General features: G+C 65.0%; 21 protein-coding genes and 1 tRNA gene. 12 read left to right on the forward strand and 10 right to left on the reverse strand.

What is annotated here, in order from left to right:
• Nucleotides 1-7: 7 nt before the first annotated feature.
• From V4558_06245 to upp, 10 genes are all read right to left on the reverse strand, one after another.
• Complete coding sequence (locus tag V4558_06245) at nt 8-1,177, reverse strand: DUF2911 domain-containing protein (GenBank protein ID MES2305086.1); 1,170 nt, start codon at nt 1,175-1,177, stop codon at nt 8-10.
• A gap of 135 nt (nt 1,178-1,312) precedes the next feature.
• Nucleotides 1,313-2,230 carry an SPOR domain-containing protein gene (locus tag V4558_06250; GenBank protein MES2305087.1) on the reverse strand — a complete coding sequence of 306 codons (918 nt, stop codon included), beginning with the start codon at nt 2,228-2,230 and terminating at the stop codon, nt 1,313-1,315.
• Nucleotides 2,227-3,282: a DNA polymerase III subunit delta gene (holA, locus tag V4558_06255; GenBank protein ID MES2305088.1), complete on the reverse strand. Its 1,056-nt coding sequence runs from the start codon at nt 3,280-3,282 to the stop codon at nt 2,227-2,229. The genes V4558_06250 and holA overlap by 4 nt, the downstream gene beginning before the upstream one ends.
• A gap of 18 nt (nt 3,283-3,300) precedes the next feature.
• Nucleotides 3,301-3,843 (reverse strand): NUDIX hydrolase, encoded by a 543-nt coding sequence (locus V4558_06260; GenBank protein ID MES2305089.1) that lies wholly within the window; start codon nt 3,841-3,843, stop codon nt 3,301-3,303.
• Nucleotides 3,844-3,922: 79 nt separating this feature from the next.
• Nucleotides 3,923-5,362: a pitrilysin family protein gene (locus tag V4558_06265; protein ID MES2305090.1), complete on the reverse strand. Its 1,440-nt coding sequence runs from the start codon at nt 5,360-5,362 to the stop codon at nt 3,923-3,925.
• Entirely contained in the window at nt 5,359-6,714 is a 1,356-nt protein-coding gene (locus tag V4558_06270; GenBank protein MES2305091.1) for a pitrilysin family protein, read from the reverse strand. Before V4558_06270 ends, V4558_06265 begins: the two co-directional genes overlap by 4 nt.
• A 385-nt stretch (nt 6,715-7,099) precedes the next feature.
• Nucleotides 7,100-8,491, reverse strand: coding sequence for an MBL fold metallo-hydrolase (locus V4558_06275; protein ID MES2305092.1), 1,392 nt, complete (start codon nt 8,489-8,491; stop codon nt 7,100-7,102).
• On the reverse strand, nt 8,488-9,006 hold the full coding sequence (locus V4558_06280; protein ID MES2305093.1) for a YdcF family protein: 519 nt from the start codon (nt 9,004-9,006) through the stop codon (nt 8,488-8,490). Before V4558_06280 ends, V4558_06275 begins: the two co-directional genes overlap by 4 nt.
• A 74-nt stretch (nt 9,007-9,080) precedes the next feature.
• Entirely contained in the window at nt 9,081-10,439 is a 1,359-nt protein-coding gene (locus tag V4558_06285) for an MBL fold metallo-hydrolase (protein MES2305094.1), read from the reverse strand.
• A complete protein-coding gene (gene upp, locus V4558_06290) occupies nt 10,436-11,077 on the reverse strand; it encodes a uracil phosphoribosyltransferase (GenBank protein ID MES2305095.1) in 642 nt (213 codons plus the stop codon). The genes V4558_06285 and upp overlap by 4 nt, the downstream gene beginning before the upstream one ends.
• Nucleotides 11,078-11,509: 432 nt before the next feature.
• Between upp and V4558_06295 the strand changes: the two genes are divergently transcribed.
• From V4558_06295 to V4558_06350, 12 genes are all read left to right on the forward strand, one after another.
• Nucleotides 11,510-12,475 carry a hypothetical protein gene (locus V4558_06295; GenBank protein ID MES2305096.1) on the forward strand — a complete coding sequence of 322 codons (966 nt, stop codon included), beginning with the start codon at nt 11,510-11,512 and terminating at the stop codon, nt 12,473-12,475.
• Nucleotides 12,472-12,990, forward strand: a complete 519-nt coding sequence (locus tag V4558_06300; protein MES2305097.1) for a nuclear transport factor 2 family protein — start codon at nt 12,472-12,474, stop codon at nt 12,988-12,990. The genes V4558_06295 and V4558_06300 overlap by 4 nt, the downstream gene beginning before the upstream one ends.
• A 31-nt stretch (nt 12,991-13,021) precedes the next feature.
• Nucleotides 13,022-13,603, forward strand: a complete 582-nt coding sequence (locus V4558_06305) for an ATP-dependent Clp protease proteolytic subunit (protein ID MES2305098.1) — start codon at nt 13,022-13,024, stop codon at nt 13,601-13,603.
• Between the two features lie 104 nt (nt 13,604-13,707).
• Complete coding sequence (locus V4558_06310) at nt 13,708-14,022, forward strand: carboxypeptidase-like regulatory domain-containing protein (protein MES2305099.1); 315 nt, start codon at nt 13,708-13,710, stop codon at nt 14,020-14,022.
• Between the two features lie 116 nt (nt 14,023-14,138).
• A complete protein-coding gene (locus V4558_06315) occupies nt 14,139-14,777 on the forward strand; it encodes a class I SAM-dependent methyltransferase (protein MES2305100.1) in 639 nt (212 codons plus the stop codon).
• Nucleotides 14,778-14,836: 59 nt separating this feature from the next.
• Entirely contained in the window at nt 14,837-15,430 is a 594-nt protein-coding gene (locus V4558_06320) for a hypothetical protein (protein ID MES2305101.1), read from the forward strand.
• A 26-nt stretch (nt 15,431-15,456) separates the two neighbouring features.
• Nucleotides 15,457-16,014 (forward strand): DinB family protein, encoded by a 558-nt coding sequence (locus tag V4558_06325; GenBank protein ID MES2305102.1) that lies wholly within the window; start codon nt 15,457-15,459, stop codon nt 16,012-16,014.
• Nucleotides 16,015-16,058: 44 nt separating this feature from the next.
• Nucleotides 16,059-16,556, forward strand: coding sequence for a DUF664 domain-containing protein (locus V4558_06330; GenBank protein MES2305103.1), 498 nt, complete (start codon nt 16,059-16,061; stop codon nt 16,554-16,556).
• Nucleotides 16,557-16,741: 185 nt separating this feature from the next.
• On the forward strand, nt 16,742-17,023 hold the full coding sequence (locus V4558_06335) for an Lrp/AsnC ligand binding domain-containing protein (protein MES2305104.1): 282 nt from the start codon (nt 16,742-16,744) through the stop codon (nt 17,021-17,023).
• Between the two features lie 7 nt (nt 17,024-17,030).
• Nucleotides 17,031-17,369 (forward strand): quaternary ammonium compound efflux SMR transporter SugE, encoded by a 339-nt coding sequence (gene sugE / locus V4558_06340; protein ID MES2305105.1) that lies wholly within the window; start codon nt 17,031-17,033, stop codon nt 17,367-17,369.
• Nucleotides 17,370-17,434: 65 nt separating this feature from the next.
• Nucleotides 17,435-17,507 (forward strand) — tRNA-Phe (locus V4558_06345).
• 603 nt (nt 17,508-18,110) lie between these two features.
• The gene (locus tag V4558_06350; GenBank protein MES2305106.1) at nt 18,111-19,433 is read left to right on the forward strand and encodes a hypothetical protein; all 1,323 of its coding nucleotides are present in this window, start codon (nt 18,111-18,113) and stop codon (nt 19,431-19,433) included.
• Nucleotide 19,434 lies beyond the last annotated feature (1 nt).

Consider the following 19,434-nt stretch of genomic DNA (forward strand, 5'->3'; position numbering starts at 1 on the left):
AGCGCCCCTACCGCACCACGATCGGGGCGGCCCACCGGAAGGTATCCCATTCGATCACCAGTTTGCCCGTGGTGGCAGAAACCGGCACGATCGACATCGTGAACTTCTCCACCGGTGCGCCGAGTTTTTCGGTGGTTACCGCTACCCGCCCGAGATCCTGCTCAGCGTGGTATTCGGTACCCCATTGCTTGGTCTGCTTGTTGACGATCAGCTGCACACCACTCGCGGTGGGGAGGGTCCAGAGTGTGTAGGTGCCGGGCGCAACGTCGAGCCCACCGATGGTGAGCGCCGTGCTCGTCGTGAACTGGGTTGCGGCGTTGGCACCGGTGCGCCACACCTCGCCGAGCGGGACGACATTGCCGAGAATTGTCCGACCTCGCGTGAGCGGGCGACCATAGTCGACCAGCAGCGCTGCCGTCCCGACGGTGGCACGCGCGGTGTCGCGGACGCTCAACGCGGCGGCCGGGCCGGCCGCCTTTTCGGTTGCGGCGAATCGTGCTGCGATGGCCTCGATGTCCGGTGCCTTCGCAAGGCGCATCGTTTCGAGCTTGATCGTGGTCGCCGCGGCCGACATCGAGAGCAGTTGTCCCTGCGCGCTCACCTTGGCGACAATTGGGGTCCCGAAGAAGTCGATCGAGGCCCCGCCGTTGGCGAGACGCTTGATGAAATTGTGCGAGACGGCTCGTCCGCCGGGGGAATAGGCACCGACGGGAATGCTGTCGCCGCTGCGCTTGAGCGCCGCCGCGAAGATCATCTCGTAGGAGCCGGGGCCGTAGAGCAGCCACGGCATCGCGAGGGCGTCGGTATAGGGAATGGTGCTGCTCTTGACTGTCGTGTCGACGTTGTTCGATGTGTTCAGGTGCATCTCGGTGCCGGCGAAGTGCGCCTGGAGGTGCGACGACGAGGGCCGGCCAGCATCCGGATTGAGCACCTTGGTGTCGAGCACGTAGAGCTCGATCGATCCATCGCCCTTGAGGGTGGCCTCGTAATGACGCTGCACCACTCGCGGCGAGCGCTCGATGATGTCGCCAACGACCTTGTCGCCGGTCCGGGTGATCCGCTCGACGACAACGGTATCGCGCCCCAGTCGCGAGATCAGTCCGTAGCTCTGTTGGGCTTCGGCCGCTTGCGGCGTGAACAGCGCCACGACCAGGAATGCGGCGGGGAGCAATGGCATCGAACGCATGGCAGGCTCACTTCGGTAAGGAGAGATCGGCAAACAACCGGGCGTGAAACGGGGGATGCGCCTCCTACGCTGGCGCATCCCCCGGGTTCCATTCTGGCGCTGCGCCGCGCCGCACGAAAGGGCGCCTTACGGAACCTGAACAACAAAGGGTGCGCCGCCGAGCGCCGCCTTCAGTGCCCCCACCTTCGCCGCCGCTGCTTCCCGGGACTTGAAGGGCCCGGCCTGTACCTTGGTGAGGCCACGCGGCCCGGCCACCTGATAGGCCTTGAATCCGGCCTTCTCGATCTTGCCGACGGCTTTCCGGATCGCGGCCTTGTCACTGATGGCGGCAACCTGAATCCGCCAGGGACCTGCGGTGCTCGTGGCCACGGCCGCCGGGGGCACCGGCTTGGTGCGCAGCGAGTCCGCGCGCGGCGGCGCGGATTCCACGGGCTTGCTCCGCAGCGAGTCCGGGCGCGAGGGCGCTACCTCGACGCCGGCCCCGACGCTGCAGCGTTGCTTCGAGAACTCGAGCTGGTTCTTCAGTTCCACATCATCGCCGACCAGTGCGAGGCCGCGGACGATCCATTCGCAGCCGAGCTGAACCTCCTTCCGGTCGAATGCGGCGCGCGAACCCCAGAGCGCGGCAGCGGGGAGGATGCCGGAATTGGGGTAATCGGTGAAGAGACGACGGATCCGGCTGACGGCCGCTTCACTGTTGCCGCTGCCGTAGTCGAGTTGCGCCAGACGGAGCATCGCCTTGTCGGCCCAGGCGGACGAAGAGAATTCAATCGCGACACGCGAGAACTGGATCTTCATCTCCTCCCCGGTCTTCGCCACCATCGCCGCAGTGTAAAGCGCTTCGGGATAGAGCGGGTCCGTGGAGGGGGTCTTCGCCAGCAGCTTGGTGATCAATGCGCGGGCGGAGTCGCCGTAAGTGTCCTGCGACAGGCGAATGATCTCCTGCAACGCCGGATTGGTGGGGCCTTGTGCCGCGACCGTCGCGACTGGTGCGAGCAGGAGCGCGGCAGCGAGCAAGTGGGTGCGAGTGATGTGAAAGTTCATGCAGCCTTCTTCGCCCGTGAGGCGGCGAGAGTGAGAATCAGGTCGGTGATTACGCCCACTTCGTCGGAAATGGTCGTGCTCTTGAGCGCGGCGTCGGCGGTGAGTGTGTTCGACACGGCGGCCTCAAGTCGTGGCAACGACCAGCGACCCACGACCTCGGCGACGAGGCGGGTGAACGGATCGTAGCTGCCGACCCCAGGGCGCCGTTCGAAGCAGAGTTTCTTCGTGGCTTCCGCCAAGGCACGATCGCGGATCTTTCGTGCTTCGGCCGTGGCGCGGGCCCAGCGCAATACCAGCAACGAGGAACCAAGCAACGTGACCAGCTTGACTCCGGAATTGCCGCTGACATCGAGAATGCGCGGCAGCAAGGTGACGGCCGCTGCGGTATCGTCACGCAGGACCGCGTCGCGCCAGTCGTCGAGCGTCTCGCCGAAACGCACCCCCACGAGGTCGCCCACGGTCTCGCGGTCGATCGGGCCGGTGATCTGCAACCCGCTGAGCTTGGCCGTCTCGGCGCGCAGCATACCGAGGTCACCGCCGGTGGCACGCAGCAGATGTTCGCGGGCGTCAGTGGCGAGCGCGATGCCAGCGGCCTGCAGCTGGATGTCGAGCCACTCGTCGAGCGCGTCGCCGACGAGCGCAGCGCAGTTCACGGAGACGCAGTGTTTCGCGAGGTCGTCGTCGGCCTCGTCGTCGTTGCCCTGCACGATGACCAGAACCGTCTCCGGCGCCGGGCGTTCGAGATACTTCACCGCCGGCTGTTTCCCCTTGCTCTTGCGTTTCCACGCCTCGACGTCGCGCAGCACGACCACGCGCCGGTCGGCCATCATCGGCAAGGTCGAGCACGCCGCGGCGAGCTGATCCGGTTCGATCTGCTGGGCGGAGAGGATGTCCAGGTTGAAGTCGCGGAGCCCGGGGTCGAGGATCCGGTCGAGGAGGAGGGCAAGCGCCTCGTCCTTGAGGATCGCTTCACTCCCGTGGAGATAGTACGCGGCCGCCGGGGCGTCCTTGGCGAGGGCGCGTCGCAGCTGGTCGGGAGAGAGGCGGGGCATACCCGAATCTAAGGGCGTCTACCGGGGTCTGACGAAGGTGTTGGCGAAGAGCACCGCCGTGAGGGTCTTGCAGTCGGTGATGACCCCGCCGTGCACCATTTCAAGCACCGCCGACCAGCGCAACGGATGAACGGCGAGCACCTCGTCGGCCTCCAGCGCGTTGGCGCCCGGCGTCAGCTCGGCGGCGAGGTAGAGGTGGATGACCTCATCGGTGAAACCGGGTGTGGTCCAGATCTGCGTCAGCTTCTCGAGTCGTTCGCAACGATAGCCGGTCTCCTCGGCGAGCTCGCGATGGGCGGTCTGGTCGGGGTGCTCGTCCTTGTCGCGCCGGCCCGCAGGAATCTCCCAGAGATAGTCTCCGGTGGCATGACGGAATTGCCGGATCAGGAGCACTCGCGGATCGGGGTCTGCCGGATCATCGAGAAAGGGGAGGACCGCCGACGCGCCAGGATGCCGCAGCATCTCGAGCTCGCCCACGTTGCCGTTCGGAAACTGCACCGTGTCGATGTCGAGGGAGACCACGCGGCCGGTGTGGACTCGTACAGTGGAGAGGAGGGTCATGCTGAAAGATAGAGACTAGAGATGAGAGACTAGAGGATGACACGGCCCTCTCTAGTCTCTCATCTCCAGTCTCTCGTCTCTAGTAGCTCTGAACTTCTATCGGCCCCAGCTTCAGCTTCTCGATGCCCGGCCGGATCTTGGCGAGGTCGCCGACGATGACCACGGTGAGATGGCCGGTATCGATATGCGCCTTGGCCACGCGCTCGACATCCGCCGCCGTAACGCGCTGAATGGCGGCGAGCTCCTGGCTCACCGCGGCGAGCGGCTGGTGGAAGAGCAGCGACGTCGAGAGCGCGCCGGCGATCTGGCCCGCCGTTTCGTAGTCACCGAGCGAGCCGAGGACGAGGTAGTTGCGCGCACGACTGAGCTCGACAGGTGACACAGGTTCGGCGCCCATCTTCTTGAGTTCACGGAAGAAGACGATGAGCGACGAATCGGTCACGTTGGTGCGTACCGCCGAATTGGCGAGAAACGGTCCGGTGACCGGTGCGAATGAGAATCCTGCCCCGGCGCCATAGGTATAGCCCAGCTGCTCGCGGAGAATGTCATTTAGGCGCGAGGAGAAAGAGCCCCCAAGGATGGTGGACATCACCTGGACCGCAGCGTAGTCGGGATTGCTGCGACTCATCCCCGGCGCGCCGATGAAGATCACTGACTGCGCGGCATCGGGCTTGTCGACGAGAATGATGTGCGTGGCCGAGGACGGCGCGGCGGCAACGGTTGCGGCTGCGGGCTTGGTCAGCGACGAAGCCGGCGCCTTCCAGCCGCCCATGGCCTTGGTTGCCCAGAGTCGTGCCTCGGCGAGCGTGACGTCGCCGGAGAGGATGAGCGTCGCGCGACGTGGGTCGGCCGCACGCTGCCAGTAGTTGCGGACACCGGCCGAGTCGAGCGCGGCAGTGCTGGTGGAATCGCCGCCGATGTCACGATGGAGCGGATGGTTCGCGGGGTAGACATTGCGGAAGAAGACCCGCTGGGCCACCTGGCCCGGAGAATCCTTGGCGCGAAGGAGCGAGGCCAGGCGCAAGTCGCGCTCGCGCTTCACGTCGGCTGCGTGAAAGGCCGGTCGCAGGAGCATATCGGCGAGCAGGGCGAACCCTTCGCTCACTGAGCGCTTCGGTACCGACAAGGTGAGGGTGGTGTTCTCCCACCCCGCGCCGGCGCCGAGACGAGCGCCGATGAAATCTGATGCCTCGGAGAACTGCAGTGCGCTGCGACTCCCGGCGCCTTCGCTGAGCATCGTCGCGGCAAAAGCGGCAATGCCTGGGGCGACACCAGTGAGGCGGGCACCACCGTCGAGAATCAGGCGCGCCTCAACCAGCGGTACTTCGGCGTTGCGTACCACCATCAGTCGCAGGCCGTTGGGGAGCACGGCTTCCTGGACGGCGGGCACGGTCAGTGTTGGCGTGGCACCGAGCGCCGGCGCGGTCGTGACCTGTGCGCCAACGCTACTGATCGCGGTACCCAGCGTCACGGCGGTCACTACCGCGGCACGGCGGAAGCTCAAGGGAAAGTGGTTCACGGGGTGACCCTCCGCTCGGCGGCGAGCTCTTTCTTGCCCATCGGTACGACCGATACAATGGCGCGCGGCCCGAGGAGATACTTGCTCACCACGCGCCGGACGTCATCGGCCGTGACGGCACGCAATTGGTCGAGATTCTTCTGGAAGCCATCGGGTTCACCGGTCTGGTAGTAGTAGCGGTTGAGCTGGTCGGCCTTGCCCTGCACCGTCTGGATGCGGCGGATAAAGCCGGCTTCGAGCGAGTTGCGCGCCTGCTGCAATTCGCGTTCGGTGGGGCCCTTGTCGGCCAGCTTGCGGAGTTCATCGTCGACGGCGCGCTGCAGTTCGGGAAGCGCGTGACCCGGACGTGCCGTGGCGGTGACGCCGAACGTGCCGGCCAGCTTCCGGTGGTCGGGGCCGGCGCCGACATCGGATGCCGTCTGGTCAGTGTAGACGAGTCGCTGATCGAGGCGGGAGTTCTTGGCACCGCTCAGGACATACGCCGCGACCTGCAGCGCTGCGTCATCGGATGCGCCAGCGCGCACCGACTCGAAGTTGTAGTAGAGCCGAGGCAACTGCACGCGGTCTTCGAGCACCGCAGTCGTGTCGGCCAGGAGTTGCGGCTGTACCGGATCAGGACGATCGATCGCCGGACCACGCGGAATCGCACCGAAGTAGTGCTTGACCAGCGCGAGCACCGAGTCGCGCTTCACAGCGCCGGCCACGGTGATGACCGCGTTGTTCGGTGCGTAGTAGGTCCGGAAGAAATCCTTGACGTCTTCGAGCGACGCCGCGGAGAGGTCGGCCATCGAGCCGATCACTGGCCAGCTGTACGGGTGTGTCGACGGATACATCAGCTTCGGCATCACGTCGGCGACGAGGCCGTAGGGCTGGTTCTCGTAGCTCTGCCGCCGCTCGTTCTTCACGATGTCGCGCTGGGCGTCGACCTTTGGGGTGTCCATCGTCGGCAGCAGAAAGCCCATCCGATCGGCATCGAGCCAGAGCATCAGCGGCAGCGCGGAGACGGGACCCGCTTCGTAGTAGTTGGTCCGGTCTTCGGTGGTCGAGCCGTTGTTGTCGGCGCCGGCCGCTTCGAGGAGGCGATCGAACTGGGGATAGGGCGCGTGTTCGGATCCCATGAACATCAGATGCTCGAACAGGTGCGCGAAGCCGGTGCGTCCCGGTTTTTCGGAGCCGGAACCGACCCAGAACCAGGTATCGACGGTAACAATCGGGGCCGAGGCGTCTTCGTGGACGATGAGCCGGAGCCCGTTCGGCAGGGTGTCGACGGTGGCAGGCACCTTGATCCCCTGGGCCGACAGCGAGGCGCTGCCGCAGAGGAGGAGGGTGCCGACGAGGAGGCGTAAACGCATACGAAGTCCCGGAGGCGAGAAGCGAGGGCTGTGGAGGGTGCGGACTCTACGAAAATAGCGGGGGGAGGATTCGGGTTGTCGGTCGCAGGAGTCCGGGGGCCGCATCGGTCTCGTGCCTGCGCCAGTTCGCGCCGGGGGCACGACGCCGTGGGCTCCCTCTCCGCGGCTGCCAGATGTGGGCGGCGTTGCATCGTGGGTCCCTCGGAGCGGCCTCATGAAGCCGCGAGCGGAGCCTACGGCGTCGCTAGCGTAATGTTCGTCGGCGTAATGCAGCCGTGGAGAGGGAGCCCACGATGCAATGCCCGCGCGACTCCGCCGTCGGGTGACACCGGTGCCGCGCGAGCGCGGCACCACCGGTTTCGGCAGGGAGATCGTCGATTGCGCGCTAAAGCTCGACGCGTTCTCCGTGCGCCGGAATGTGCACTTCCTTGACGCCTTCCTCTTCGAGGAGTGCTTTCATCGCGACCAGCGATTCCGGCTCGCCGTGCACGCAGAACGCGCGGGTGATCGGCCCGCCCAAGTTGCGGACCCACTGCCGCAATTCGTCGCGACCGGCGTGCGCCGAATAGCCATCGATGGTGGCGACTTCGGCATTGACCGTGTGCATTTCACCCAGTAACCGCACTTCCTTGATGCCGGACTGGATCCGGGCACCCAAGGTGTACGACGCCTGGAAGCCGACGAAGAGAATGCAGTTTTTCGGGTCGCCCATGTTGTTGGCAATGTGGTGCACGATGCGGCCGGCTTCGGCCATTCCTGATGCGGAGATGATGATGGCCGGGCCCTGCAGCTGGTTGAGGGCTTTCGACTCCTCGACGCTGCGGACAAATCGTACCAGGTGATGATCGAAGATCCGCTTGTCATTGCGGATGAACGCCTCGGTGTCGTCGAAGAGTTCGGGGTGCAACCGGAAGATGTCGGTTGCTTCGACCGCGAGCGGCGAGTCGATATAGATCGGGACCTCGGGGATGCGCTTCTCTGCGGCCAGCTCGTGCAGCGCGTAGATCAGCTCCTGGGTGCGGCCCACGGCGAACGATGGCACGATGAGTTTGCCGCCCCGCGCTGCGACGCGGTTCACCACCTCGGCGAGATTTGCCGTCGCATCGCGCTGCGTGTCGTGATTCTTTCGAGCATAGGTGCTCTCGATGATCAGCGTATCGATGGCGCCCTTCGGACCCTCGGGATCGCGGATGATCGGCTGGCCCCAGCGCCCGATGTCGCCGGAGAAAACCAGGCGATGCGGCGTGCTGCCGCCGATCTTCACTTCGACGTTGGCACTGCCGAGGATGTGGCCGGCATCGCGGAAGGTGACGGTCAGGTCGCCGGCAGCAGAGAAAGGGCGGTTGTAGGGATGCCCCTCCATCAGCTCCTGCACCCGGATGGCGTCCTTCTGGGTGTAGAGCGGCGCCGAGCCGGGAAGTGCCCGCCCCTTCTTCTGCAGCCACTTGAAATCGCTTTCCTGGATGTGCGCCGAGTCGGCAAGCATGATGGCGCAGAGATCGCGCGTGGCCGGTGTGGCGAAGATGCAGTTGTCGTACTGGTGCGCCCCGAAGAGGGGCAGCCGGCCGGCGTGGTCGATGTGGGCGTGCGAGAGGATGATCGCATCGAGCTGGCGCGGATCGAACGGGAGCGTCGCGTTGAGGCGATTGGATTCTTCGCGCTTGCCCTGGAAGAGGCCGCCGTCCAGCGCCACACGATGGCCGCGCCACTCGAGCAGATGACACGAACCGGTCACCTGACCTGCCGCACCCCAGAACGTGAGAGTTGGTCCGTTCATTGGAAGATTCCCCTCAGAAGGATGACCGGCAGCTTGGCGCCTTCTGCCAGCAGATAACCGATTTCAGTGGAGAACGAGCGCGAGATCGGTGATGAGTGTGTCGGCGACGTGAACGCGGTGAGTCCGAGACGGTGTGCTTCGAGCCGCAATCGCGCGAGATGAAAGGGGTCGCTCACCAGGATCACCCGCTCCTTCCCGGCGCCGTGGAGATACTCGGCGACGGCATCCATCGACCCGGCGGTAGTGCGACCCTGGGGTTTCACTACTACGACGCCGGCGGGGATGCCGCGCGACACCAGGTAGCGCTGTCCGGCGGTCGCCTCACTCATCCGGTCGCCTTCGACGATGCCACCGGTGACGACGATGAGATCGGCGTAGCCCTCCCGGAAGAGGGAGGCGCCGTGGTCGAGTCGCGCCTTGAGTACCGGCGACGGGCGACCGTCGTACTGCGCGGCGCCGAGGATGACGATGGCATCGGCGGGGGTGCGCTGATCGAGCCGCGAGACGATCAGCACGACCAGGAATGAGAGGAGATAGAACCCGCCGATCCCGATCGCAATCGCGGCGAGCCAGCGACGCGATGCCGTGGTCAGAAGGGGAACGACTCCCCTTCGCGGGGCACGATCACGTCGCGCACGCCCTCCTCGCGGAGGATGGTGACCATCATCGCGACCGCGAGATCATCGCCGTGGACGACGAAGGCACGCTTGATCGGCCCGCCGAGCGCACGCACCCATTCGCGCATCTCCTCGCCGCCGGCATGGCCGGAATAGGCGGCAAGTGTTTCGACTGCGGCCTTCCGTTCGACCACTCGATCCTCGATGGTGACCCGTTCAGCGCCATCCTGGAGCAGGCGACCGACGGAGCCTTCCTCGAGGAAGGAGAGGAAGAGGAGGGTGTGGCGGACGTCTTCAAGGCAGCGACGAAAGTGATGCGCCGATCGACCCGAGTCGCCGGTCTCGCTCGGTGCCACGATGATCGCGGGGCCATCGAGGGAGTCGAGGCGAGCACGGGCCGACGCATCGCCGATGTACCGCAGCAGGGCGCTGTCGAAGGCGCCGCCTTCATCGCGATAGGTACGCTCGTCCCGGGCGATCGATTCGGGGTGCAGCCGGATCATCGTCGGGAGACAGACCGGGGTCGGCGTGTCCATCCAGATCGGAATATCGGGAATCCGGCCAGCACGCCAGAGTGCCTGCACCGCGCGGATGAATTCGTGGATCGGCCCGAGCGACGACGCGGGCACGATGACTTGCCCGCCCCGGGTCACGGCGTTGTTGATGATCGCCGCGAGCTGGGTCTGCGCCTCTTCGAACGAGGCGTGCTCTTCGTGCGCGAAGGGCGAACCGACGATGAGGGTGTCGACCTGTCCCGGCACCGATTCCGGATCGCGCAGCAGCGGCGATCCCGAACGGCCGACGCAACCCGAGTAGACGATGCGGTGCGAACCGCCTTCGCCAGTGCGGAGTTCGATCGACGCCGAGCCGAGAATGTGGCCGGCATCCGAGAATTCGAAGACGAGATTGCGACGGAGGTGCAGCGGCCGATGATAGGGCTGCCCGACAAAGAGCTCCTGCGCCGCCACGACATCGTCCAGCGTGTAGAGTGCGTTGTCCCCCTCGGCCGCGAGGTCGAGCGCCGCCTCGGCGAGGAGGATCGCGGCCATGTCGCGACTACCTGGTGTGGCGTAGATCGGCCCGCGATAGCCGTGACGCACCAGCTGTGGGACGCGACCGGCGTAGGCGAGTCCCGCCTGCGAGAGGAGGAGCGCGTCAACCCGCTTCGGGTCGAGTGGCAGCTCGCGATTCTTGGCGTCGGCCTGGGCGACGTTGCCCTGGAAGAAACCGGCGTCGAGGAGGACGCGGGCACCGGCGGCTTCGAGCAGCATCATCGAGCCGGTCGCGGTGGCGGCGCCGCCAAAGAAGGTCAGCGTACGAGGTGCGCTCATTTGGTCCCGAAGAGTCGGTCCCCGGCATCACCAAGCCCGGGGAGAATGTATCCGTTGGCGTTCAGGCCGCGGTCCAGCGCCGCGGCATAGATCGGCACATCGGGGTGCGCTGTAGTAAACGTGCTCACGCCTTCGGGGGCCACAACCAAACAGAGCAGGGCGATGTCGGTCGCCCCCGCCCGCTTGAGCTCCGCGACCGCCTCGACCGCCGATCCGCCCGTGGCCAGCATCGGATCGAGCACGAAGAAGCGATGGTCGGCCACAGGAGTCGGCACCTTGAAGTAATACGATACCGGCTGCAGCGTCTCGTGGTTTCGATAGAGCCCGATGTGCCCCACGCGGGCGTTCGGGATCAGCTGCACGATCCCCTCGACCATCCCGAGCCCTGCCCGGAGGATCGGCACCAGCGCCACCTTGGGTGCCACGCGCTCACCCATCGTGGTCTCGAGCGGCGTGACGACCTCGACCGGCTCGGTCCGGAGGTCCCGGGTCACTTCATAGGTCATCAGCGAAGCGATCTCGCCGACCAGTTGCTTGAAGTCCCGGGAGGAGGTGCTCGCGTCGCGAAGGAGCGCGAGCTTGTGCCGGATCAGGGGATGATCGAGGACCGTGAGGCCTCGGCGCGGAGACGAAGGCATAGCTGTATAAGGTCTAGCCAGCGGCGGCGGGGCGCAATGACGGAGCCATGGGGATACCGGCCCGACACCCGTAAGCGCCGAGCCTGCGCGGCGCCAGTCTCCGCTGCGCTCGAGGGCTTCGGTCAGGGGGCCGCCCTCGTCGGATCAAATTCCGCGCGTCCGCGATTCGCTCGAGTCCGCCGCCGGGCGCGCTGCCCGCGCCCGGTTCGGCGGCTCGTCTTCGCGAATCGCCCGCCGGCGCCAGAGCGCCGGCCCCGGACGCGCTCCCTATTGATCCTCCTCTGACGGCCCCCCGACCTCGCCCCTTCTCGCTTCTCCCCTCACCCCTCACCCCTCACCCATCTCCCATCTCCCATCTCCCTTCTCCCTTCCCCGGTCTGTTGTCGACACTACCGTATACTTCTCTGATCCCACGCCAACCGAGAGTCCTCCATGCGCCTCTTTCTCATGTCGACCCTCCTCGTCGCCCTGGTTTCGCTCGGGGCGCAGGCCCAGACCAATCCGTTCCGGGCCAAGCTCAAGGGACTTCCCTCGTACACCGTGGAGTACAGCTACGGCGGCGACATGAGCGGAACCGGGAAGACCAGCTCGGCGGATGATCGCTTTGCGTCGTCCGAGACGAGGACGGGGAAGTTCTTCGGCAAGCAGACGACGACCTCGACCTGGTCGATGACCGACGGCGATTTCATCTGGAGTGCCGATCTCGAGAAGAAGACCGGCCTCAAGTCGGTGAATCCGTTGCCATCGATGGCGAAGGCGTATGACGATCTCGATCGCGATGGGAAGGCCCGCTTCACCTCGAACATGAAGGAGATGATGCAGTTCGTGACTCGCGCATTTCCCGGGATGCCGTTCGATGGCGAGAAGAAGGGAACCCGTACCTATGCGGGCGAAAGCTGCGAGCTGACCGAGATGGGAAGCTTCTCCTTCTGCACGATGAAGTCGGCGCCGATCGTGCTGTACTCCGCGGGCTCCTTCATGTGCGTGAACTTCGAGCAGACTGCGACGAGCGTGCGCCGCAGCAGCGATCCGTCACTCTTCCAGGTTCCGGCGGACGTGAAGTGGACCGAGAATCTCGATCGCGCCCGCGCCGATTCGGGCGCGCGCGCCTTCATCGGGCAGTTCGCGTCGCAGGCGATGACCGACTCGATCGCCAAGGCAAAAGCCGAGATGGCGGCGAAGTCCGGCAATGCGAGCAATGGTCAGCAGGCGCAGATGACGCCGGAGCAGCAGAAGCAGATGTGCGATGCGCTCAAGAACTTCTCGATTTCGACTGCCTTCAACAACGCAATGAAGAATGCCTTGAATCAGGCGAAGAACGACGCGATCAATGGTGCCGCGGAGGGTGCCGCGAACAAGTTGAAGCGCGGCCTCGGCGGGCTGATCAAGCGGCCATGAAACGGATCGCAGCATTCCTGATCGCGATCTCGGCGTGTCGCGCAGCCCCGGTAGCGACGCCGACCTCTGCGCTCACGCCGGCGCACAGCGCCGCGATTGCCGACAGCGTCTCCGCCACTCTCGGCGAGTATCGCGCCGCGTTTGCCGCGCGCGACATCGATGCCACGATGCGCTTCTATGCCGACGACCCGCGCTTTCGCTGGGTCGAGGACGGCGAACTGCGCTACTCCTCGAAGGCCGAGGTTGCCGCGGCGCTCCGCGCCTTCGTGCCGTCGCTCAAGGCGATCGAGCTGTCGTATTACGACCCGGTCGTGACGCCGCTCGCTCCCGGGGTGGCCGTCGTGGCCACCCGCTTCGCGCAGAAGATCACCGACAGCGCCGGAGTCATGCGGGGCTTTGCCGGGGCGATGTCGATGACGCTGATCCATGGCGACTCGGGGTGGCGCTTCCTGGTGGGCCACACCTCGTCCCTGGTGCCGCGCCCGCCGACGGCAACGAAACAGGGGGCGGGGTAGTCCCTGCGCGACGGATCGGCTAGCGTTCAGCATGGCTGATACTGAAAAGACGACCCCGACCGTTGCGCCCGATCCTATCGGCCAGCGGATGTTCAAGGCCCGCACGATCATCATCTCGGGCGAAATCACCCAGGAACTCTCCGAGAAGGTGACGGCGCAGCTGCTCGCGATGTCGGCCGAGTCAGCGACCGCCCCGATCACCATCTACATCAATTCGCAGGGTGGTCACGTCGAGGCCGGCGATACCATCCACGACATGATTCGCTACGTCCTGCCCAAGGTCCGCATCGTCGGAACCGGGTGGGTGGCCAGCGCTGGCGCGCTGATCTACGTGTCGGTGCCGCGCGAAGATCGTTTCTGCCTGCCGAATACCCGCTTCCTGCTGCACCAGCCGGCCGGCGGGATGGGGGGCACGGCGTCGGATATTGCGATCGAGGCGCGCGAAATCGTGAAGATGCGGGAACGGCTCAACGAGATCTTCGCCCGGGAAACCGGCCAGAGTGTGGCGCGGATCGTTGACGACACCCATCGGAACTTCTGGCTCGGCGCCGAAGAGGCCAAGGCCTACGGGCTCGTCGGATCGGTGATCTCGAAGCAATCGGAGCTGAAGTAGGCCGGTTGCGGCGCATTCTGCGCGACGGTCTAGCGCAAAGCACGGGTTCAGGGTAATCTCACGAGTGACTTCTGGTTCCTGGCCCCCCTGCTGAGGTTCCGTCCGTGTTCACTTCGCGTCTTTCTGGTGTAGTTCGGGATTCCTCTGGTCGAGCGATTCGCAGCGCGGAGTTGACGCTGCTACCACTCAACCTGCGCGCCATCTCCGGGGTCGGCGGCGAGTTCGCCTTCCTGATCCCCACGGGCGGCCGCTTCACGCTGCACGTCGCGGCGGCTGGTCACACGCCTGTCTCCCTCGAAGAGATCGATCTTCCGCGCGGCGCGGTGTTGCGTCAGGAGATGACGCTTTCGCCGCGACAGCCCGTGCCGGTCACCCGCGTCTGGCGTGACGGCATGGCGCACCGGGCCTCGGTTCGGTAGTCGACGCGGCGTTCCCCGATCACTTTTCCGGCGTCGCCGCCGGCTACGCCGCCTTTCGTCCGCACTATCCTGAAACACTCTTCGACTGGGTCGCCCTGGCGGCCCAGCGTCGCGACGTGGTCTGGGACTGCGCCTGCGGAAGCGGTCAGGCCACAGCTGCGCTGGCCGGACGCTTCGCGCTCGTCATCGCGACCGATGCGAGTGCCGAGCAACTCACCCACGCGCCGGCCTTACCACACACCATCTGGCAGGTCGCACCCGCCGAGGCGAGCGGGCTTCCCGACGCCTCGGTTGACGTCGTGGCGATTGCCCAGGCGCTGCACTGGTTCGACCTGTCACGCTTCTGGCCCGAAGTCCGCCGCGTGGTCCGGCCCGGCGGGCTGATCGCTGCCTGGAGCTATGGGCCACAGCGTGTGGCCGAGCCCAGGGTGGATGCACTGCTGACCGACTTCTACACCAGCACAGTGGGCCCTTTCTGGCCGGCCGAGCGGCGCCACGTCGACAGCGGCTACACCACCCTCGCCTTTCCGTTTGAGCGGCTCGCGCCGCCACGGTTCGCGATGGTGCAGGAGTGGGCCCTGCCGCAGATGCTTGGTTACGTCCGTTCGTGGTCCGCAACGCAACGCTACCGGACCTCCGAAGGGCGCGATCCGGTGCTCGAGCTCGAGCCACGACTCTCCGCGGCGTGGGGTGCCGGTACGCACGAGGTACGCTGGCCGCTCACCGTCGTCGCGGGAACCATCGGCGTCGACTGACGCTGGCGCCTCGGCGCCTCTCGTGGCATCGTTGTGTCTCCTCTCGCCCAGAGTCCTTCATGCGCTGCCACGCCTTCGCGTTTGCATTGCTTGTGTCCGTTGCCCCTGCTGCGGTCGTGGCGCAAGCGCCAATTCCACCTGCCGATCAGCAGATCGCCGTTGCGGTGCTGCCGCTGCCGGCCGAGTTCCGCGCCGATGCCACCGTCCTCGGCTACTCGCCGGAGGGGAAGCTGGTGACGCTGCGCCCGGGGAAGGGGGCGATGACCTGTCTCGCCGACGACCCCAAGGAAGAGAAGGCCTTCCACGTCGCCTGCTATCACAACTCGATGGAACCGTTCATGGCACGCGGCCGGGCGCTGCGCGCGAGCGGCGTGACCGGCGACAAGGTCGACAGCGTACGCTTCAAGGAAGTGAAGGCCGGCAAGATCCGGATGCCGAAGCAGGCCGCGCTCTGGTCACTTTCGGGCGATGCGTCGGTAGTGGATATGGCTGCCGGGAAGGTGACGCCCGCCGCTCGCGCGCTCTACGTGGTGTACATGCCGTATGCGACGCCTGCGACGTCGGGGATCCCGGCGGCACCAGTGCGCGGCGCCCCGTGGGTGATGTACCCGGGAACTCCCAAGGCACACATCATGTTCGTGCCATCGATGTAATCGGCACGACCTGACCGGAGAGCGTGGTGCACCAGGATCTGGCGGCGATCGAGCAGGAGTTGCATGCGGCGCAGGCGGACGCTCATCGGATCGCCGACGCGGTCGATGAGGTCACCTGGACCACACGTCCTGCGACGAACTCGTGGTCGATGAGTGAATGTGTGGCGCACCTCACGCTTTCGACGGAAGCGTTCCTGCCGACGTGCAACGCCGACATCGCGCGCGATGAGGTACGAGCACGGCCCGCGCCGGTGCACATGCGACGCGACCTGATGGGGTGGGTGCTTTCGCGCACGATGGAGCCGCCGGTGCGGGGAAAGTTCCCGACGGCGGCGGGTTTCATTCCCGGTGGCAGCGCATCACGCAGCGAAACGCTGGCGGCCTTTGACGCCTCACAGGTTGCCCTGCTCGATCTGTTGCGGCGTTGTGACGGGATCGACATCACCCAGGTGCGGGTGACTTCGCCGTTCAACGCCCGGGTGAAGTATTCGCTCTTCTCGATGTTCCGGATCACCACCGCGCATCAGCGACGGCATCTCTGGCAGGCCGAGCGGGCGCGCGACCTGGTCGTCGCGGGTCGGTAGGTGATTGTGATGGTGCGGTGTTGTCCACTCTGTGAGGTTGCCTGATGATCGACGCAGTCCGCCGCTGCATGTTCCGCGAACTCGATGGTTTTGCGGCCGAACTCGATGGCTATCCCGACGATGCCGCGGTGTGGACCGACCTTCCCGGCTTCGCGAATTCCACCGGCACGCTCACGCTGCACGTCTGCGGCGGACTGCGCCATTTCATCGGCGCCGGTATAGGTGGCAGCAGTTATGTGCGTGATCGCGATCTCGAATTCTCGAAGCGCGGAGTGTCACGAGCCGAACTGCACTTGCTGCTGGCGGTCACGCGCGACGAAATCGCGCGGGCGTTCGAACTGTTCGACCCAGCAAAGCTGTCCGAACAGTTCCCGCTCGAGATGGGCGGCCATCGAATCCGCACCGACCTGATGCTAGTGCATCTCACCGCGCATCTTGGCTACCATCTCGGGCAGGCCGATGGACATCGGCGGGCGACGACGGGAGAGCGGAAGAGCGTGGGGGCGATGGGCGCGACGGCGATACTAGAGACTAGAGACTAGAGACTAGAGCCGCGTCATCCTGAGCGTAGCAACCCGAAGGGTTGCGAAGTCGAGGGAGGCCGAGCTCCGCCCCCTCGCTTCGCTCAGGGTGACTGGACTCCGTCGCCCTGCTTCAGTCTCTAGTCACTAGTCACTAGTCTCTAGTCTCTCTAAGTTGAACTTCGCTATTCATCGGAGCTTCGCGTATGGTCACCGCCGTCATCCTGCTCACGGTTCAGCGCCAGCATATCAAGAGTGTCGGCGAGCGTCTCGCGGAGATGCCCGAGGTGAGCGACGTCTTTTCGGTCGCGGGGAAGTTCGATCTCGTCGCGATCGTGCGGGTGAAGGCCAACGAGGATCTCGCCGACCTCGTGACCGAACGGATGGTGCGGCTCGAGGGGATTACCGGGACCGAGACGCTGATCGCGTTCCGGGCCTACTCGCGCAAGGATATCGAAGCGGGGTTCTCGCTCGGCGCGGAGGGGTAGGGCAGGAATGCTGACCGAATCGCGCGCCTGGGCGTATGTCGTGGTGGCCGGCTTTCTCGAGGTCGGCTGGGCGATCGGACTCAAATACAGCGAGGGGTTCTCGAAGCCGCTGCCGAGCGCGTTGACGATTGTCGGGATGGTGATGTCGATGTGGCTGCTCGCGCAGGCACTGCGGGTGCTGCCGGCCGGCACAGGCTACGCGGTCTGGACCGGGATCGGCGCGGTGGGCACCGCGATTCTCGGCATCGCGCTGCTGGGGGAATCGCGCAGCGCGCTGCGGTTGCTCTGCATCGCGATGATCGTCGGCGGGATTCTCGGTCTCAAGCTGGTGAGTGATCGGCCCTAGGGGCGGCGGGGCAGGGTTCCCGGTTGCCGGACCCCCCCACCGCGGGCTATAATCCCGCCCTGTCCGGCCAGGTAGCTCAGTTGGTAGAGCACGTGACTGAAAATCACGGTGTCGGGGGTTCAATTCCCTCTCTGGCCACTGGGGCCTCCCAACGTTGGGAGGCCCCGCTCGTTTCCGGTAACGTGTGACTGAAAATCAACGGTGACGGGGGTGGAGCTGCGGCGACTGCGTCGCCTCGCTCGCCTTCGGCTCAATTCCCTCTCTGGCCACTACGAAACAGTGAAGGGGTCCTCGAATGAGGACCCCTTCTTTTCATGCGGGTCGGGGGTGGAGCCGCGGGGACTGCGCTCCACGGTTTGATGTGGAGTTTACCCAATTCGCGGCCCCCCACTTCAAGCACCAACTTCCCGTTCGCGACCCAAAAAAGTCAGGGTTTTCCCTGACTTTTCTGCGTTTTCCTTGACAGGCGACGGGGGCTGCCAGCTCCTTTTTCGCGCCACACGCACCGATTCCTCAAAATCATTTGAGCCTTGGTTGATCCCCGATTGTTAGCTCGGGGCTCCGCGTGTGAGCAACCTCCACTTCTTCGTCTGAGGATTACCGATGCGAATGCGCAGTATCGGAAGGAAACTGGTGACATGGCTGGCACCGGGCGCACTAGTCGCTATTCTGGCGGCTTGCGGAGCAGATATGCCGAGTATCCCTGAGGCGGGAGGATGGGAGCTGGTCCCCCAACTCCCCGTGGCTGTGGTTGATGCCCACGGCTATTTCGCATCGATCGGGTGCAAGCCTGTTCAGGGAAAGGGTTTCAAGGGAGTTATTGCCGTAACAAGGCAAAATGGAAAAATGGCAGCTTTCGACTGCTCCTCCGCGAATCGCGATTCGGTTTCGGCTGCCGAGGAGCGATATGCAGCGGCATTACAGGCCGCCCAGCATGGCCCGAACGCCCTAATGGGCTATTACTCGTGGGTGTGGCTTTCCTACCAAGAGTGCACCACCCAAACGACACCCGCCGTTAATACGAATAACCCATACGCTGGATACGTCCGGGTGATCTATGACGGTGTGGACTACGGCGATTATTGGGTTCCAGCCGGACCGGCTTCGACCTCTGCGGATGTCCGTGTTTGTGAGTTTGTCGACGTCTATCTAGGGACCTGGCACCCTGGCACTACCAACCCGAACGAAGAGCCCCCCCCGCCATCGGGCTCTGGCGGGACCCCCGCGGATCCGAACAATCCGAGTGGTAGGTACGTCACTGAAATTCAGGTCTCCCCTACAGGGGAGAACTACCAACTTGGAAGTGCAGCTTGGTTCACGGCGACGCTGAAATTCAATGATGGATCTACCGAGTCCCGGAACGCGGCGGACTTCATTTGGATGAGCTTCAATACCTCCATCGCCCACACAGGAGACAAGGGCGAATTCGTCTTCTCCGGTCAAGGAACCACGACAATCCAAGCGGCGCTCGTCGGTGGCAACGGGGTTGTTGGGACTGCGACTGTTACGGTCACCCTGGCCCCGACAGATACGCTTTGCAAGGGCTGGTCAGCAGATCGCAGGATTACAACCTCGGCCGGGAAGGTTGATGGAATCCTAGGCAGCCAAATGATCCAAGACTCAATGCGGGCTATGTTTACGGATTCGTATGGACCACTCAACAGCCCCAAGCCGCAGACGAGCAGGGTTGAAATCGGCGCAGTTGTATACCGCGAGACTGCCGGTGGACCCCTCAAGTTCGCCCGTCTTCCCAGCGGGCCCCTGACCGACAATTGCGGTTGGGATTTTCCAGGCATCGGATATCCGGGAGTCGTGGCGATTATTCACACCCACCCAAACCTTGATGGTCAGCAGGTGACCTGCAATCGAACAGCGAGGGTCGATACCGCCGCAGCACTGTTGAACGGCGGTGGTTCGAGCAATGACTGGCAGGCACAGGCGGGCTCGACTTTTCCGTGGTATACGATGGACCCGGAACATGTATTCCGGCTCGACTCCTCCAGTTCGCCGACGGCGCCAGATTACTGGAATGTTGGTACTCTGACCTGCTTCAGCCGTCCATGAC

The sequence above is a fragment of the Gemmatimonadota bacterium genome, assembly GCA_040388535.1.
Classification (GTDB): Bacteria; Gemmatimonadota; Gemmatimonadetes; order Gemmatimonadales; family GWC2-71-9; genus Palsa-1233.